A 16,207-nucleotide genomic window follows, 5' to 3' on the forward strand; every position below is an offset into this window, starting at 1 on the left:
AGGCACCCCAGGAGGGGGCCGTCGTCGCCGGCGGCGCGGACCCCGAGGAGGTGGCAGGCGACGGCACCGTGCCGGCCGAGGCCTCCGAGGACCTGGAGATGTACGTCCTCCCCGAGGGCGCCGCGGACAGGGTCGACCACGTCGACCTCGAATCCGAGATGAAGCGCTCCTACCTGGACTACGCGATGGCCGTGATCGTCGGCCGCGCCCTGCCGGACGTGCGCGACGGCCTGAAGCCGGTGCACCGCCGCGTGCTCTACGCGATGTACGACGGCGGCTACCGCCCCGAGCGCTCCTTCAACAAGTCGGCCCGCGTGGTCGGCGAGGTGATGGGCAACTACCACCCCCACGGCGACTCCGCGATCTACGACGCCCTCGTCCGCCTCATCCAGGACTGGGTGATGCGCTACCCGCTGGCCCTCGGGCAGGGCAACTTCGGCTCCCCGGGCAACGACGGCGCCGCCGCCCAGCGCTACACCGAGACCAAGATGGCGCCGCTGGCCATGGACATGGTCCGGGACATCGACGAGGACACCGTCGACTTCCAGGACAACTACGACGGCAAGCAGCAGGAGCCCACCGTGCTCCCCGCCCGCTTTCCGAACCTGCTGGTCAACGGCTCCTCCGGCATCGCGGTCGGCATGGCCACCAACATCCCGCCGCACAACCTGCGCGAGGTCGCCGCCGGCGTCCGGTGGTACCTGGACAACCCCGAGGCCACCCGCGAGGAGCTGCTCGAGGCCCTGCTCAAGGAGGTCAAGGGCCCCGACTTCCCGACCGGCGCCACCATCCTCGGCACCAAGGGCATCGAGGACGCCTACCGCACCGGCCGCGGCTCCATCACCATGCGCGCCGTGGTCAACGTGGAGGAGATCCAGGGCCGCACCTGCCTGGTGGTCACCGAGCTGCCGTACATGGTGAACCCGGACAACCTCGCCGAGAAGATCGCCCACATGGTGCGCGACGGCAAGATCACCGGCATCGCCGACATGCGCGACGAGACTTCCGGCCGCACCGGCCAGCGTCTGGTGATCGTTCTCAAGCGCGACGCCGTGGCCAAGGTGGTGCTGAACAACCTCTACAAGCACACCGAGCTGCAGTCGAACTTCTCCGCGAACATGCTGGCCCTCGTGGACGGCGTGCCCCGCACCCTGTCCCTCGACGGCTTCGTCCACTACTGGGTGAAGCACCAGATCGAGGTCATCGTCCGCCGCACCGCCTTCCGCAAGGCCAAGGCCGAGCGCGAGGCACACATCCAGCTCGGCCTGCTCAAGGCCCTGGACATGCTGGACGAGGTCATCGCGACCATCCGCGCCTCCCGCTCCGTGGACGACGCCCGCGAGGCGCTCAAGGCGCTCCTGGACATCGACGACGAGCAGGCCCAGGCCATCCTGGACATGCAGCTGCGCCGCCTGGCCGCCCTCGAGCGCCAGAAGATCCAGGACAAGTACGACGAGCTGATGGCCCTCATCGCCGAGTACACGAAGATCCTCGAGGACCCGGCCCGCCAGCGCGAGGTGGTCTCCACCGAGCTCGGGGAGATCGTGGACAAGCACGGCGACGACCGCCGCACCCAGATCCTCTACGGCTACGACGGGGACATGTCCATGGAGGACCTGATCCCCGAGGAGGAGATGGTCGTCACCATCACCCGCGGCGGCTACGTCAAGCGCACCCGGCTGGACCAGTACCGGTCCCAGGGACGCGGCGGCAAGGGAGTCCGCGGGGCCATGCTGCGCGGTGACGACGTGGTGGAGCACTTCCTCACCGTGTCCACGCACCACTGGCTGCTGTTCTTCACGAACTTCGGCCGCGTGTACCGCATCAAGACCTACGAGCTCATCGAGGGCGGCCGCGACGCCAAGGGCCAGCACGTGGCCAACCTGCTGGCGTTCCAGCCGGACGAGCACATCGCGCAGATCCAGCCGCTGGCCGGCTACGACGGCGCCGACTACCTCGTGCTCGCCACCCGCAACGGCCTGGTGAAGAAGACCCTGCTGAGCGAGTACGACACCAACCGCTCCGCCGGCCTGATCGCCCTGCGCCTGCGCGACGGCGACGAGCTCGTCTCCGCCCGCGTGGTGTCCGCGGACGACGACCTCATCCTCATCTCCCGCAAGGGCCAGTCCGTGCGCTTCACCGCCACCGACGAGGCGCTGCGCCCCATGGGCCGCGCGACCTCCGGTGTGACCGGCATGAAGTTCCGCGACGACGACTGGCTGCTGGCCATGGACGTCATCTCCCCGGACGAGGACGGCTACGTCTTCACCGTGACCGACGGCGGCTACGCCAAGCGCACCCACGTGGGCGAGTACCGCACGCAGAACCGCGGCGGCCTCGGCATCAAGGTGGCCAAGCTCGTGGACGAGCGCGGCGGGCTCACCGGCGGCCTCGTGGTGCAGGAGGACCAGGAGGTGCTCGTGGTCATGGAGTCCGGCAAGGTCGTCCGCTCGGCCGTGGCCGGCGTCCCCGCCAAGGGCCGCGACACCATGGGCGTCATCTTCGCCAAGCCGGACAAGAAGGACCGGATCGTCGCCGTGACCCTCAACAACGAGGAGGCCATCGAGGCCGACGCCGAGGCGGCCGCCGAGGCCGCTCCGGATGGCGATGCCGAGGGCGCCGCGACCGACGCCGGCGAGGTCACGGGGGTACGCTTGGACGAGTCCACCGACCAGAACCACCCCGTGTCCGACGACGTGAGTGCCTCTGCTGAGGTCGACGCCGAGGATGCAGACGGAGGAGAGCAGTGAGCACTTCGGCCTCATCGCGTCCCCAGTCCGGCGCCGCCGGCACTCGGTCCGCCCGCCCCGCTCAGCGCACCGGCAAGGAGGGCCTGGTCCGCTCGGCACCCAAGGCCAAGCAGCGCCGTGCACGCCTGATCGTCTCGCGGGTGGACATCTGGTCGGCCATGAAGCTGGGCTTCCTGCTGTCCGTGGCCCTCGGCATCATCACCGTGATCGGCGCGGTGGGCCTGTACTCACTGATGCACCTGGCCGGCATCTTCGACCGTGTGAACGACGTGCTCGGCACCGTCCTCGGCGCCGAGTCCGGCAACTACACCGTCCAGCACCTCGCCCCGCTGGGCACCGTGGCCTCCCTGGCCACCATCGTCGCCGTGATGAACGTGGTGCTGCTGACCCTGCTGTCCGTGGTCCTTGCGGCCCTCTACAACGTCTCCGCCGCCCTCGTCGGCGGCCTGGGCGTGACCCTGACGGACGACTGACCGCCTGCCCGGCACCTCCGGGCGAAGACAGCCTCCTGCGACCGGGAGAACGCAGACGCCCGCGCAATTTGCGCGGGCGTCTGCGGCCGTGTAGAGTCTTTACTCGTTGTGAAGCACGGTTTCCGACCGGGCGGCATGGCGGTGAGGGCGTATAGCTCAGGCGGTTAGAGCGCTTCGCTGATAACGAAGAGGTCCCAAGTTCAAGTCTTGGTACGCCCACTCCCACAGCACTCGAGGCCCCGCTGGACGGGGCCTCAGTCGTCTGAGGGGCTCCCACTCCACGCGAGGAGGCACAACGTGTCGAAGCTGAGCAGGGTGGCCGTGGCCGCGGTCGCCGCAGCGGCCGCCTGGGGCCTGCGCTCCTGGCAGCAGGCGCAGCAGGACCGGAAGGTCTGGGCCTCGGCCACGGACGAACTCCCGGAGGACGAGCCGGACGCACGCTGAGCGACGCACCCGCTAGAGTGGGACCACACAACTGAACAGCTGTGGGATGGACAGCACACGGGGGCATGGCGCAATTGGTAGCGCACCTGCTTTGCAAGCAGGGGGTTAGGGGTTCGAGTCCCCTTGCCTCCACTCGAAGAATTCATGAGCCAGTGGCTTGTGGGAGATGAAGGCTCCGGCCCGGGAAACCGGCCGGAGCCTTCGTTCATTCACTTCGGTCTCCCGGCGGTGTCCCGGCATCGCAGCCGCTGGCTGCGGTTCTGGCCATCATGGCGACGCCGTCGATGTGCAGGTGGGATTCCCCGCACAGGCGCAGGATGCGAGGATGCATGTGTGATGTCCTGCGCGGGGAGGAGAAGCGGTCGGAATGGGTGACCTGGTGATCAGCGATGTGCGTCCCTGGGGCGGCGATCCCGTGGACGTGCGCGTATCGGACGGGGTCATCGCGTCGGTCGAGCCGCACGGCGGTGCGGGCTCAGGCGACAGCACCGTGCAGTCTGAGCACGTGGACGGTGCCGGACGCCTGCTGCTGCCCTCGTTCACCGATGTCCACGTCCATCTCGATTCCACCCGAGTGGGACTTCCGTTCGAGCCCAACAAGGTTGAGCGCCGCAGTCTCTGGTCCTTCATCCAGAATGACCGCGACAACTGGCGGAACGCCGGGAAGTCCGTGGCGGAGCGCGCGACGCACACACTGGGCAGCGCGATCGCGCACGGCATGACGCGCGCCCGCAGCTACGCCCAGATCGATGCGGACTGCAGACTGGAGCGGCTCGAGGGCGTCCTCGCAGCGAAGGAAGCACACGCGCACCGCGCCAGCGTCGAGGTCGTCGCCTTCCCGCAGGCCGGCCTCCTGCTGGAACCCGGGGTCCCTGCGCTCCTCGAGGAAGGTCTGCGGAACGGGGTCGACCTGGTGGGCGGCATCGATCCCTGCGCCCTGGACGCGGATCCCCGTCAGCACCTCGACATCGTCTTCGACCTGGCCGAGCGCCATGGGGTCGGGATCGACATCCACCTGCACGAGCCGGCGGAGCTGGGCCTCTTCAGCGCTCAGCAGATCATCGAGCGCGTCCGTGCTCTCGACATGCGGGGCCGGGTGACGATCGCGCACGCGTTCTTCCTCGCGGGGATCTCCGAGAGCCAGCGCGCACAGGTGCTGGCCGATCTGGCGGACCTCGACATCGCCCTCGCGACGGTGGCGCCCAGCGGACGGGGGACGCTGCCGCTGCTCGAGATCCTGGACGCGGGCGTGCGGATCGGCCTGGGACAGGACGGGCAGCGCGACTACTGGTCGCCCTACGGCAACACGGACATGCTGGACCGCACCTGGCAGCTGGCCTTCACGAACGGACTGCGGCGTGATTCGGACATCGAGCGTGCGCTGGAGACCGCCACACTCGAGGGTGCGCGGGTGATCGATCCGACCCGGAGCCGATCCGAGTCGCGTGGCGTGGGTGTGGGGGAGACGGCCGACCTCGTCCTTCTCCCGGGCGAATACCCGGCGTCGGCGGTCATGGACAGGCCAGGCAATCGCACGGTGGTGCGTGCCGGCCGGGTCGTGGCCCGGGACGGTGAGCTCGTCTGACACGGGCCTGATCGTCCCCCTCCGCTCGCCCACGACGGTGAACCGGTCCGGGGTCGACGGAGGCGCGCACGTGCCGGCCCGGACAGGGCGGCCAGAGGCGATGCCGGCGACCCACAGCTGCTGCGGACCAGTCGTCGGAGGCGAGGGGGAGACCTGTACGCCAGGTGGGGCTACTCTCGGGGCATGGGCAAGGACCTCTTCGAGAACGAGCAGAAGCAGACCATGACCAGGGAGCAGGCCGCGGCCCGGCTCCGGGAGCTCGCGGACCAGCTGGCGGACCAGAACGAGGTGCGGGTGGAGCACGGCGGCCGGGACGTCGTCGTCTCCGTGGCGGACCAGGTGGAGTTCGAGGTGGAGCTCGAGGTGGAACAGGGCGGACAGAGCGAGCTGGAGATCACGCTGAGCTGGTGAGCCCCGCTGACCCCGGCTCACACATCCGGACGGAATCTGGTTCCATGTTCCGGTGACTACCACCACCGAACCCACAGACAGGCCCGCCTCTGGGCAGGGCACCCCGGAATATGCCGAGGTGCCCCACAGCCACTACGACCTGTTCGTCGGCATCTTCGTCGGCCTGCTGCTCCTGTCCGGAGTGACCGCGGCGAAGCTGTTCTACGGACCCACCATCCCCGTCTTCAGCGACCTCTTCTACGGCGGCGGCCCCCTCATCTTCGACGGCGGCGCGTTCCTGTTCCCGCTGGCCTACATCGTCGGCGACATCCTCGCCGAGGTCTACGGCTACCGCCGGGCCCGCCGGGCGATCTTCATCGGCTTCCTGATGCTGATCGTCGCGGCCCTGACCTACCAGGTCGTCGCGCTGACCACGCCCGTGGAGGGCTTCGAGGCCTGGAACGACGCCCTCGCCCCCACCCTGCGCCTGACGCTCGCCGGCCTGGCCGGGTTCTTCGTCGGCAGCCTGGTCAACGCCAAGATCGTCTCCCGGATGAAGGAGCGGATGAAGGAGCGCAGCGTCGCCCTCCGCCTGATCCTCTCCACGCTCGTCGGTGAGTTCCTGGACACCCTCGTGTTCTGCCTCGTCGCGTTCGCCGGCACGATCTCCCTGGCCGAGCTCGCCAACTACACCGTCACCGGCTACATCTACAAGTGCCTCGTGGAGATCCTGATCGTCCCGCTGACGCTCCTGATCATCCGCTGGCTGAAGCGCCACGAGCCCACCTACCGCTACGAGGAGCCCACCGAGCGCTCCACCGCCACGGCGGCCGCCTGAGCGAAGGCCGAGAACACCGCACTGGGGTCGTTGCCCGTGACGCGTCGTGCGTTCGGGCGGCGGCCCCAGATGTGTCTGTCGTCGTGGACGGTGGTGCCGCGCAGCAGGTCCGAGTCCGCCTCCACGTCGACCACGGTCGTGGCCGTGCTGTAGTCGGCCACCCCGGCCGCGGCCTGGGCGGCGAAGAGGTCGTGCAGGTGGGCCACGTAGCCCTGGTCGTAGTCGTGGTGGAACTCGAAGTAGAACCGGAGCGCGTCCGCCAGCACGTCCAGCACGGGCAGGCCCGTGTCCGCCACGGGGCCGTCCTGCCGTGGGCGGTCCACGGACCACCACACGGGCCGACCTCCCGCGTCCTCCAGGAGCCCGTCCAGCAGGGCCGGCGTGTACTCGATCCGCTCGGTGGTCTCCAGGGAGCACACCAGCGGCAGACGGTCCTCCGGCAGCCCCTCGAAGGTCGCGTAGACCTGCTTCGCGGCGTCCGGGTCCACCCACGTGTTCCACTCGGCCGTGGGCGTCGTGTTGCCGGGATAGTAGAAGGAGCCGCCCATGATCACGATCCCCGCCGCGAGCTCCGGCAGCCGCGGCTCGGCGCGCAGGGCCAGGGCGAGGTTGGTCAGGGGCGCGGTGCAGAGGATCGTCGTCTCGCCGGGGTGGGCGCGCAGCTCCTCCACCCAGACCTCCACGGCCGAACGCCCCGAGAGCCGCTCGGGCAGGTGGGGCACGCGCGCGTAGCCGATCCCTCCCTCTCCGTGGGTCTCCGGCGTGGTCTCCGGTGGCCGGCGCAGCGGCGCCTCCGCCCCGACGGCCACCTCCACGTGCCCCAGCCCCAGCAGCTCGAGCATGCCGAGGGTGTTCAGCGCGCACTCCCGGGCGGTCGCGTTGCCGCCGGTGGTGGTCACGGCGGCCAGCTCGGCGCCGCAGCCGGCCAGCTGTATCAGCGCGCAGGCGTCGTCGATGCCGGTGTCCACGTCCGCCAGGATCCGTCTGCTCACGACCAGCACCCTATCGGCCCCGCGTCGAGCCAGAACGAGTGGCCCCTTCCGGGCGCTGTGAAGTGTCCGTTTCTTCTGGTTCGGCGGGTCAGGGGGAGGGCACGACGACGGTGACGTGCCTCTTCCGAGGCGACCGAGCCGTCGTCGCCGGTCACTCTCCGGCCCTCCGGCCGGCGAAGGCCGGCCGAGGAATCCGGCCCCGGGCGTTCAGAGCCGGTGCGGGTCGCCGCGGCCGCAGCGGAGGTACTCGGTGCCGTCGGGCACGAGGTTCGGCATCATGCCGTCCACCACGGAGCGTCCTTCGGGGGAGAGGATCGCGTCGTGGATCGGCACGGCTCGGCGCGGGGCCACGGCGCGGACGAACTCGACGGCCTCGGAGATCTTCATCCAGGGGGCGCTGACCGGCAGCAGGAGGGTGTCCACCTCCACGCCGTCAGGCAGGGCGGGGAACGAGTCGCCGGGGTGCAGCAGGGCGCCGTCCACCAGGTAGGCGGCGTTGTCCGGGCGGGGGACGTCCTCGTGGATCAGGGCGTGCTGTCCGCCGAGGACGCGCACCTCGAAGCCGCTCGCGGAGAAGGACTCCCCGGGCACGGCGGTGTGCAGGACGTCCTCCGGGACGCCCGCCTCCGCCAGCTGCGGCACCAGGTCCTCGGGTGCCCATACGTCCTTGGCCCCGGCGGCCACGGCCCGCACCACGCGCTCCGGGACCACGTGATCCGGGTGCAGGTGGGTGATCAGCACCGCCTCGACGTCCTCGAGGGCGGCCTCGTCGCTGAACGCGCCGGGGTCGAAGCCGATCCGGCGGCCGTCGCGCTCCAGTCGCACGGCGGACTGTCCCCACAGGGTGAGCTCGGCGGTCATGGGTCCTCCTGACTCTCGGCGGCGCACGGGGGAGGCGTGCTGGGGCCGATTCTGCCGGTTCCCGCGGCGCCGAACCAGAGGAAACGGTCGCTTCGGGGCACCCCGAAGGGGCCACTTCTTCTGGCTCGGGGTTGGGGGCGGCGTTGCGGACGGCTCGGCGTTGCGGGCGGCGGCTCGGCGCGAGGGGCGACCGCCCGCCCCCGCGGAGGGTGGACGCGGCCGCCCGCCCTGGCGGAGGATGGAGACCTGCGTCACATCCGCCGCGCGGACCCGTGCCGGACTCCCCGCCACGCACCCGCGCCCGTTTCGTGCAAAGGGGAACCATGGCACGCTTCCACACCACCGACCCGACCACCGGCGAGCTCGTCGAGGCGTTCGAGGGCCTCACGGACGAGCAGATCGAGCCGCTGCTGGACCGCGCGCACACCGGCTACCTCGCCTGGCGTCGCACGGACGTCGCCGAGCGGGCCGCCGTCCTGCACCGCATCGCCGACCTCTACGACGAGCGCGCCGAGCAGCTCGCCCAGGACGTCACCCGGGAGATGGGCAAACCGATCACGGCCGCCCGCGGCGAGATGAAGACCTGTGCCGGGATCTTCCGCTACTACGCGGAGCAGGGCCCGGAGATGATCGCCCGCGAGCAGATCGAACCGGCCACCGGGGGCACCGCCTACGTGCGTCGCGACCCGATCGGCGTGCTGCTGATGATCATGCCGTGGAACTTCCCGCACTATCAGATCGCCCGCGTGGCCGCGCCGAACCTGCTGCTGGGCAACACCATGATCCTCAAGCACGCCGGCAACTGTGCCCGCTCCGCCCTGAACGTGGAGCAGCTGTTCCAGGACGCCGGTGTCCCCGCCGACGCCTTCGTCAACGCCTTCGTGGGCCATGAGCACGTGGGCACGATGATCGCCGACGAGCGGATCGCAGGCGTCACCCTGACCGGCTCGGACCGGGCCGGCAGGATCGTCGGCGAGCAGGCCGGCCGTGAGGTGAAGAAGGCCGTCCTCGAGCTCGGCGGCTCGGACCCGTTCGTGGTGGCCCCGGACGCGGACCTCGAGGTGACGGCGAAGGACGCGGTGATCGGCCGCTGCGTGAACTCGGGCCAGACCTGCACGTCCTCGAAGCGGTTCATCGTGGTGGACGAGCTCTACGACGCGTTCCTGGAGAAGTTCGTGGCCGGCATGTCCTCCGTGCCGTTCGGCGACCCGCAGGACGAGGCCACGGTGGTCGGCCCGCTGTCCTCGGAGCAGGCGCGCATGGACGTGCACGACCTCGTGGAGGATGCCGTGGCCCACGGGGCGAAGGTCCTCACCGGCGGGCAGCCGCAGGACGGCCCCGGGTTCTTCTACCCGCCCACGGTGCTCGTGGACGTCCCCGAGACCGCCCGCGCGTACCGGGAGGAGATCTTCGGGCCCGTCGCGGTGGTGCACCGGGTGGCGGACCTGGACGCGGCGATCGAGCTGGCCAACGACTCCCCGTACGGCCTCTCCAGCTCCGTCTACACCACCAGCGCGGAGGTCGCCGAGGACGTCGCCGCCCGCCTGGAGGTGGGCATGGTCTGGATCAACTCGACCTCCAAGTCCTCCGCAGAGCTGCCCTTCGGCGGTGTGAAGCGCTCCGGCGTGGGCCGGGAACTCGGCCGTCTGGGCATCGAGGAGTTCGCCAACCACAAGCTCGTCCGCTCGCCCGGCGGCCTGTGAGCCGCTGACGGCACCACGACGACGGCCCCGCACTTCGACGACCTCGGTCGCCTCGGGGCGGGGCCGGCATACGAGAGCCCCCGACGGCACTGCCGTCGGGGGCTCTCGTCGGGTCAGCCCTGCGTCGAGGGCGTCACCGCGGGGTCTCGTCTGCTCAGCGGGAGACGCCCGGGTTCGTGGAGGTCGGGCCGCCGGTGTCGACGGTGTCGACCTGGGCGTCGCCGCCGGCCTGCGCCACGCCGTCACGGGCGGCCTGGGCTTCGGCGACGGCGGCGCGCTGCTTGGCGTACGGGTCGGTGGAGCCGTGGGCGTCCACCACCGGGATGTTCGCGGTCACCGGGCCCGGGGCCGGGGCCTTCCACGGATCCTGGACCGGGTTGGTCAGCTTCCAGATCGCGTAGGCGGCACCGGCGGCGGCCACGGCCATGCCGGAGATGATCCAGCCCTTGCCGGAACGGGACTGACGCTTGGACTGCTTGGCCTGCTTCTTCAAGCCCTTCTCGGCGGTGGAGGCGTAGCCCTCGGCGGCCTTGCGGAGCTTCTTCACGATCTTCTTGTCCCCGGTCACGCGGACGAGGGTGTCCTCCACGGAGGCCGGGACCTTGTAGTCGTGCACGGACTTGCCGGCCTTGCCCGCGGCGTCCGCCAGGCGGGCGGCGGCCACCGGGACGTACTGGTCGCGGCGGTCCTGGGCGTACTTGGTGGCGTCGGCGACGCGGCGCTGCACCTCGGGGGACAGCTTCTGCTGGCCGGACTGGAGGGCGGCGAGGCCCGTGGCGAGGGCGGCCTGGACGTCCTTGCCGCCCTGGGCCGCGCCCTTCTTGGCGGCCTTGCCCTGCTTCTGCAGGTCCTTCTTGAGGCCCTGGGCCTTCGCGGCGACGGCCTTGCGGTTCTTGGCGTTCTGCTTCTTCAGCGTCTTGCCCTTCTTCTCAGCGGTCTTCTTCATGTCCTTGCCCGCGGCCTCGGCCTGGCCCTGGAGGTCCGCGAGGAACCCCTGGACGGGGGATAGGACGCCGGCGAGGGCCGGGGACACGGCGGCGAGGCCGGCCGCGACCTGCGGGGCGTACTTGTTGTACTGGTCCGACACGGCCGGGGCCAGTCGGGCGTACTGCTGGGCGACGACGGCGTTGGCGCGCTCGGCGCCCGCGGCCAGCTGCGGGCCGTACTGGGTCTTCGCGTCCTGCAGCTGGGCCTTGGCGTCGTCGGCGAGCCGGCGGCCCTCCTTGCCGGCGATCTGGGCGCGGTAGGTCGAGTCGGCCAGGCCGTACTCGCCCCAGGCGCGGGCGGCCTCCACCTTCGGGGCGGCCCAGTGGCGGGCGTCCTCGCGGCGGCGGCCCAGGAATGCGCCGAGCTTGGTGTCGCGGAAGTCGGTCGTCTCGTCAATCGAATCGGAGGTCTTGAAGCCCATACGATCTCCTCGGAGCTGGGTTGGCCGCGGACGGGCGTTCCTGTCCGCGCGTGGTGTTGCACCCAGCCTAGTCGGCGGGACGGACGACAGCACGGTCCCCGGCGCGCGATGACGGCACGAGGGCTAAGCCCTGCGCGTAAGTGTGGCGCCGGGCATGCCGACCACCTGCACGCGGCGGATGTCGATGGAACAATGAGGCCCATGACCAACGCCACGCACATCGCGACCATCCACACCAACCAGGGCGACATCGTCGTGGAGCTCTACGGCGACCACGCCCCGAAGACCGTGAAGAACTTCGTGGGCCTGGCCACCGGCGAGCAGGAGTGGACCCACCCGCAGACCGGCGAGAAGAAGACCGGCACCCCGCTGTACTCGGGCACCGTCTTCCACCGCATCATCAAGGACTTCATGATCCAGGGCGGCGACCCGCTCGGCATGGGCATCGGCGGCCCGGGCTACCAGTTCGGCGACGAGATCCACCCGGAGCTCCAGTTCGACCGTCCGTACCTGCTGGCCATGGCGAACGCCGGCCCGGGCACCAACGGCTCCCAGTTCTTCATCACCTCCGTGCCGACCGGCTGGCTGAACGGCAAGCACACCATCTTCGGCGAGGTGAAGGACGAGGCCTCCCAGAAGGTCGTGGACCAGCTGAACTCGGTCGCCACCGACCCGCGCGACCGTCCGCTGGAGGACGTCGTCATCGAGTCCGTCGAGATCGCTGAGGCCTGATCCGCACCCCCGGACAGACCCCTGACGTGGACGATCGGACCGATCCTCGCCAGAGACACGGCCCGGACGCCGGCGGCGCTCGACTCCCCGAGTGCCCGCGGCATCCGGGCCGTGTGGCGTACATGGCGTGCGGCGACTGCCGCCGCCCCGCCTGCCTGGAGTGTCAGGCCGGGACCACCTCCTCCGGCCACGTCGTGTGCCGGGAGTGCGCCGCCCGCCGCGCGCACGAGAAGGCCGCGGGCGTCCCTCGGCGGCGCAGCGTGCTGCGGGACACCCCGTCGCTGATCTGGGGGCTGCTCGGCCTCAACGTGCTCGTCTACGTCGGCCAGTGGCTGACCCTGGACGGGCCCGCCGACCTCACCGCCCTCGGCTGGTACGCGCCGGGGCAGACCTCCACGGTCATCATGGAGCCCTACCGGATGCTCTCGAACGCGTTCCTGCACTCGCTGCAGAACCCCGGGCACCTGCTCCTGAACATGCTCGCGCTGTGGATGCTCGGCCGCGCGCTCGTCCGGCCACTCGGCCCGGCGCGCTTCCTCACCCTGTACGTGCTCTCGGCGTTGGGCGGCTCGGTGGCCGTCCTCTGGCTCTCGGACCCGCTCACGCCGGTGCTCGGCGCCTCCGGGGCGATCTACGGCCTCTTCGCCGCCGTCTTCGTCCTGGCCCGGGCCCGTGGAGGCAACATCCGGTCGCTCACGGTCCTGCTGGTGGTGAACCTCGTCTTCAGCCTCACCGTGCCGGGGATCTCCTGGCAGGGCCACGTCGGGGGACTGGTCGCCGGCGCGCTGACGGCCGGCTGCTACGAGCTGCTCGGCCCGGGCAGCCGCCTGGGGAAGAGGGCACCGTGGGTGCAGTGGGCCGGTGTCGTCGCGGTGCTTGCTCTGCTGGTGGTGCTGGCCGCCTTCGGCGCCGCCCGGATCACGCCCGCCGTGCTCTGGGGCTGACCCGCCCTGGGGCTGATCACCCCGGCCACCGGCAAGGGAGAAGGCGGACGTTGTCCGTCCACGCCACATCCCCAGGTCTCCACAGTGTTGTCCACACCGTGCCGCGGCGTTGTCCCCAGAGTTTTCCACAGGTGTGGATATGAATGACACCGATGTGTTTTCGCACTCCGCGGCTGGAGTTATCCACAGGGATATCCCCACTGTGGAGAATCACACCGGTGTCATTTCCCAGGACGTCGAGGTCCCGGCATCCTGAAGAATCCGCGGAGAACCGGCGGGTCGAGAGGTGCTGACCTCACTCCTCGGACCAGCGGGACATCATCAGAAAGCCCACCATGGCGATGCCGAAGCCGACGATGATGTTCCAGCCGCCGATGCCCGGGATCGGGAACGCAGTCTGGGTCAGGTAGAACACACAGATCCACAGCAGGCCCACGATCATCAGGCCGAACATCGTCGCCTTGTACCAGCGCGGCAGCGGCTTCGGGCCGACCTGCTCGGCCCGGGTGGCGCGGCGCTCCTGCCTGGCACGCCGGGCGGCCTCGCGGGCTTCGCGGCGCTCGTCGTTCTTGGCCTGCCGCTCGGCGCGCTTCACGTCCTGCTCGCTCGGTGCGGGGGCCCCCATGTCCGGGGTCTCGTTCTCGGCCACGGCGTGATCCTCACTGTGGGTCGTCTGTCTGAACTCGGCGGTCTGCGCCGCGGTACCCTGTTCCCATCCGCACCCCGCTCCGTCCGGTCGGTGCCGGCGGTGCGTCAGTGCGTCCAGCGGTCCGGGACGCAACGTGACCCGGACCAGTCTATGTGCCCCACCGCACGTCGGCGGGGAGCCAGCGAAGGGAGCCGCCGATGGGCAGCGCCGCAGTCTCGGTCCTCGTGATCGACAACTACGACAGCTTCGTCTACACCCTCGTCGGGTACCTCGAGGAGCTCGGCGCCGCCACCACGGTGGTCCGCAACGACGCCCTCTCCCCGGAGGAGGCGGTCGCGCTGGCCCGCGAGCACACCGCGATCCTCATCTCGCCCGGCCCCGGCACCCCCGCAGACGCCGGAGTCTCCGAGCACCTCATCCGTCACGCCGCCACGGCCGGCCAGCCGCTGTTCGGCGTCTGCCTGGGCCACCAGGCGATCGCCGAGGTCTTCGGTGCCACGGTCACCCACGCCGAGTCCCTCATGCACGGCAAGACCTCGCTCGTGGAGCACCGGGGCCACCCGACGTTCGTGGGCCTGCCCAGCCCCTTCACCGCCACCCGCTACCACTCGCTGGCGGCCGTGCGGGAGACCGTGGACGAGTCCGTCCTGGAGATCACCGCGGAGACCGCCGACGGCGTCGTCATGGGCCTGGCCCACCGCACCGCGCCGCTGTGGGGCGTCCAGTTCCACCCGGAGTCCGTGCTCACCGAGGGCGGCTACCGCATGCTCGGCAACTGGCTCGAGTCCGCCGGCCTCCTCGGCGCCGCAGACCTCGGCGGGGCGCTCGCGCCCATCATGGATGCCGGGGCCCGCTGACCGCCCCATCCCCGCGTCCCGACGACGGAACGGCCCCTCACGAAGGTGAGGGGCCGCCGTCGTGGTGGAGGGGCTCCGGCCCTCCGGCCGGCGGGCGCCCGGCCTGCGCCGCGACGACAGCGCGGGCGGATCGGTCAGTCGCGCGGTGCAGGGCCGTTGGACGGGACGTCCGACGGCGGTCCGGGCTTGGTGGGGCGTCCCTCCGGAGAACTGGGGCTACCGGACCCGGTCGGCGAGGGGCTCTCGGACGGGGTCGGGGAGTTCGTCGGGTCAGGGCTCTGCGACGGGGACGGCGACGGGTCGGGCGACTCGGTCGGGTCCTCGGACGGGGGCGGGGAATCCGACGGCTCTGGAGACTCCGTGGGGTCCTCGGAAGGGGACGGTGATTCGCTGGGCTCGGGGTCGTCGCTCGGCGAGGGGGACTCGGACGGTTCCGGTGAGTCCGTCGGGTCAGGGCTCTGCGACGGGGACGGCGACTCGGTCGGGTCCTCGGACGGGGACGGGCTCGGCGACGGCGTGGGGCTCTCGGACGGCGTCGGGCTCTGCGACGGTGACGGTTCGGGGGAGTCGCTCGGCGAGGGCGTCTCGGACGGCTCCGGGGCGGCCTTCGCGACGGTCAGCGTGACGGCGCCCTCGTTGTCCACCTCGCGGTCCGCGGGCGGGTCCTGACGCATGACGTACCCCGGGGTGGCGGCGGCGGACTCGCGCTCCTGCACCCGCACGATCACGTTCGGGGCGGCCTCCTGCAGGGCGGTGCGGGCCGACTCCTCGGACAGGCCGACCACGTTCGGCAGCGTCGTCCGGCCGGTGGACAGCTGCAGGTCCACGGAGGACCCGGGCGGCACCGCGCTGCCGAGCTCGGGGCTGGTGGAGACCAGGCGGTCACGCGGCACATCGGCGGAGTTCGTCGAGGAGACGGAGGAGACGGTCAGGCCCAGGCGGCTGAGCTCGTCGCGGACGGTGGCCTCGGAGGCGCCGCGCAGGCTCTCCGGCAGGGTCACCGAGGACGGCCCCTGGGAGACCTTCAGCCGGACCTCGGAGCCGGAGTCCACCCGGTCGCCGGCGCCGGGGTCCGTGGACACCACGGAGCCCTCGGGGACCTCGTCGTCATAGACCTCGGAGGTGCGGGTCTCCAGGCCGGCCTCGGTCAGGGTGGTCTCGGCCTTTTCGACGGGGACGCCCCTGACGTCCGGGACCTCCACCTGGGAGTCGCGCCCGCCGAGCAGCAGGGGCAGCGCCACGGCGGCGGCCACCGCCAGCAGCAGAAGGGCGATCAGGCCGAACAGCAGGCCGCGGCGGCGGGGGGAGCGTTCCTCCTCGGCGTCTCCCACCGCTGTGGAGCCGGTGTTCGGCAGGTCTGCGCGCACGGGCAGGTGACGGTTCGTGTCCACCGTGGAGAGCGAGCGGGGGGTCAGTGGGGGCCGGTGTCCCCCGGAGTCGGTGGACGCGCCTGCCGCTCCGGCGGCGGTCGAACCGACGGCCGCGGCACCGGCCGCACCCGAACCGGCGGCACCGGCGGCGCCCGCTCCGGCGGCGGCGCCGGCCGCCGGCAGGGCGGGGGTGGAGTCCTCGGCGGGGATG

15 protein-coding genes and 2 tRNA genes are annotated in these 16,207 nt (G+C 71.1%); 12 read left to right on the forward strand and 5 right to left on the reverse strand.

The features are described 5' to 3' along the window. Positions 1 to 98 precede the first annotated feature (98 nt). From gyrA to FM125_RS11210, 8 genes are all read left to right on the forward strand, one after another. Positions 99 to 2,750 carry a DNA gyrase subunit A gene (gene gyrA / locus FM125_RS11180; protein ID WP_087134684.1) on the forward strand — a complete coding sequence of 884 codons (2,652 nt, stop codon included), beginning with the start codon at positions 99 to 101 and terminating at the stop codon, positions 2,748 to 2,750. Next, positions 2,747 to 3,223, forward strand: a complete 477-nt coding sequence (locus tag FM125_RS11185) for a DUF3566 domain-containing protein (protein ID WP_067192321.1) — start codon at positions 2,747 to 2,749, stop codon at positions 3,221 to 3,223. Before gyrA ends, FM125_RS11185 begins: the two co-directional genes overlap by 4 nt. 145 nt (positions 3,224 to 3,368) lie before the next feature. Further along, positions 3,369 to 3,442: transfer RNA gene (locus tag FM125_RS11190), tRNA-Ile, on the forward strand. 78 nt (positions 3,443 to 3,520) lie between these two features. Further along, a complete protein-coding gene (locus FM125_RS12035) occupies positions 3,521 to 3,667 on the forward strand; it encodes a hypothetical protein (protein ID WP_168165778.1) in 147 nt (48 codons plus the stop codon). Between the two features lie 59 nt (positions 3,668 to 3,726). Beyond that, positions 3,727 to 3,799, forward strand: a tRNA-Ala gene (locus FM125_RS11195). A 235-nt stretch (positions 3,800 to 4,034) separates the two neighbouring features. After that, complete coding sequence (locus FM125_RS11200; protein ID WP_180525535.1) at positions 4,035 to 5,252, forward strand: amidohydrolase; 1,218 nt, start codon at positions 4,035 to 4,037, stop codon at positions 5,250 to 5,252. 183 nt (positions 5,253 to 5,435) lie between these two features. After that, positions 5,436 to 5,663 carry an amphi-Trp domain-containing protein gene (locus FM125_RS11205; protein ID WP_067191971.1) on the forward strand — a complete coding sequence of 76 codons (228 nt, stop codon included), beginning with the start codon at positions 5,436 to 5,438 and terminating at the stop codon, positions 5,661 to 5,663. Between the two features lie 52 nt (positions 5,664 to 5,715). Next, the gene (locus FM125_RS11210; protein ID WP_067191968.1) at positions 5,716 to 6,480 is read left to right on the forward strand and encodes a queuosine precursor transporter; all 765 of its coding nucleotides are present in this window, start codon (positions 5,716 to 5,718) and stop codon (positions 6,478 to 6,480) included. Here the strand turns inward: FM125_RS11210 and FM125_RS11215 are convergent. Further along, complete coding sequence (locus tag FM125_RS11215; protein WP_087134686.1) at positions 6,435 to 7,472, reverse strand: nucleoside hydrolase; 1,038 nt, start codon at positions 7,470 to 7,472, stop codon at positions 6,435 to 6,437. The two genes, FM125_RS11210 and FM125_RS11215, sit on opposite strands and share 46 nt — an antisense overlap. Positions 7,473 to 7,679: 207 nt before the next feature. Then, on the reverse strand, positions 7,680 to 8,333 hold the full coding sequence (locus FM125_RS11220) for an MBL fold metallo-hydrolase (protein ID WP_087134678.1): 654 nt from the start codon (positions 8,331 to 8,333) through the stop codon (positions 7,680 to 7,682). 323 nt (positions 8,334 to 8,656) lie between these two features. Here FM125_RS11220 and FM125_RS11225 point away from each other — a divergent pair, with 323 nt between their 5' ends. Beyond that, positions 8,657 to 10,036: an NAD-dependent succinate-semialdehyde dehydrogenase gene (locus FM125_RS11225; protein WP_087134679.1), complete on the forward strand. Its 1,380-nt coding sequence runs from the start codon at positions 8,657 to 8,659 to the stop codon at positions 10,034 to 10,036. Positions 10,037 to 10,190: 154 nt separating this feature from the next. Here FM125_RS11225 and FM125_RS11230 read toward each other — a convergent pair whose 3' ends face one another. Next, complete coding sequence (locus tag FM125_RS11230; RefSeq protein WP_087134680.1) at positions 10,191 to 11,444, reverse strand: hypothetical protein; 1,254 nt, start codon at positions 11,442 to 11,444, stop codon at positions 10,191 to 10,193. Between the two features lie 201 nt (positions 11,445 to 11,645). On the opposite strand from FM125_RS11230, the gene FM125_RS11235 reads away from it, so the two are divergent. Both FM125_RS11235 and FM125_RS11240 read left to right on the forward strand, forming a co-directional pair. Then, positions 11,646 to 12,176, forward strand: coding sequence for a peptidylprolyl isomerase (locus FM125_RS11235; protein WP_067191954.1), 531 nt, complete (start codon positions 11,646 to 11,648; stop codon positions 12,174 to 12,176). 122 nt (positions 12,177 to 12,298) lie between these two features. Next, a complete protein-coding gene (locus FM125_RS11240) occupies positions 12,299 to 13,120 on the forward strand; it encodes a rhomboid family intramembrane serine protease (RefSeq protein ID WP_087134687.1) in 822 nt (273 codons plus the stop codon). 295 nt (positions 13,121 to 13,415) lie between these two features. Here the strand turns inward: FM125_RS11240 and FM125_RS11245 are convergent, their stop codons facing one another. After that, positions 13,416 to 13,769 carry a cell division protein CrgA gene (locus tag FM125_RS11245; RefSeq protein ID WP_342743435.1) on the reverse strand — a complete coding sequence of 118 codons (354 nt, stop codon included), beginning with the start codon at positions 13,767 to 13,769 and terminating at the stop codon, positions 13,416 to 13,418. Positions 13,770 to 13,966: 197 nt separating this feature from the next. Between FM125_RS11245 and FM125_RS11250 the strand changes: the two genes are divergently transcribed. After that, positions 13,967 to 14,626 (forward strand): anthranilate synthase component II, encoded by a 660-nt coding sequence (locus FM125_RS11250; protein WP_087134681.1) that lies wholly within the window; start codon positions 13,967 to 13,969, stop codon positions 14,624 to 14,626. A gap of 134 nt (positions 14,627 to 14,760) precedes the next feature. Here FM125_RS11250 and FM125_RS11255 read toward each other — a convergent pair. After that, on the reverse strand, positions 14,761 to 16,207 hold a 1,447-nt coding region (locus tag FM125_RS11255), incomplete at its 5' end, for a PASTA domain-containing protein (RefSeq protein WP_143745347.1).

Origin of the sequence: Micrococcus lylae (assembly GCF_900163825.1) — a bacterium.
Classification (GTDB): Bacteria; Actinomycetota; Actinomycetes; order Actinomycetales; family Micrococcaceae; genus Micrococcus; species Micrococcus lylae.

Excerpts from the sequence above, each read along its gene's own strand:
- gyrA (WP_087134684.1), top strand. The coding sequence starts at position 99 with ATGTACGTCCTCCCCGAGGGCGCCGCGGACAGGGTCGACCACGTCGAC.
- FM125_RS11200 (WP_180525535.1), top strand. The coding sequence starts at position 4,035 with ATGGGTGACCTGGTGATCAGCGATGTGCGTCCCTGGGGCGGCGATCCC.
- FM125_RS11205 (WP_067191971.1), top strand. The coding sequence starts at position 5,436 with ATGGGCAAGGACCTCTTCGAGAACGAGCAGAAGCAGACCATGACCAGG.
- FM125_RS11220 (WP_087134678.1), bottom strand. The coding sequence starts at position 8,333 with ATGACCGCCGAGCTCACCCTGTGGGGACAGTCCGCCGTGCGACTGGAG.
- FM125_RS11225 (WP_087134679.1), top strand. The coding sequence starts at position 8,657 with ATGGCACGCTTCCACACCACCGACCCGACCACCGGCGAGCTCGTCGAG.
- FM125_RS11230 (WP_087134680.1), bottom strand. The coding sequence starts at position 11,444 with ATGGGCTTCAAGACCTCCGATTCGATTGACGAGACGACCGACTTCCGC.
- FM125_RS11235 (WP_067191954.1), top strand. The coding sequence starts at position 11,646 with ATGACCAACGCCACGCACATCGCGACCATCCACACCAACCAGGGCGAC.
- FM125_RS11240 (WP_087134687.1), top strand. The coding sequence starts at position 12,299 with ATGGCGTGCGGCGACTGCCGCCGCCCCGCCTGCCTGGAGTGTCAGGCC.
- FM125_RS11250 (WP_087134681.1), top strand. The coding sequence starts at position 13,967 with ATGGGCAGCGCCGCAGTCTCGGTCCTCGTGATCGACAACTACGACAGC.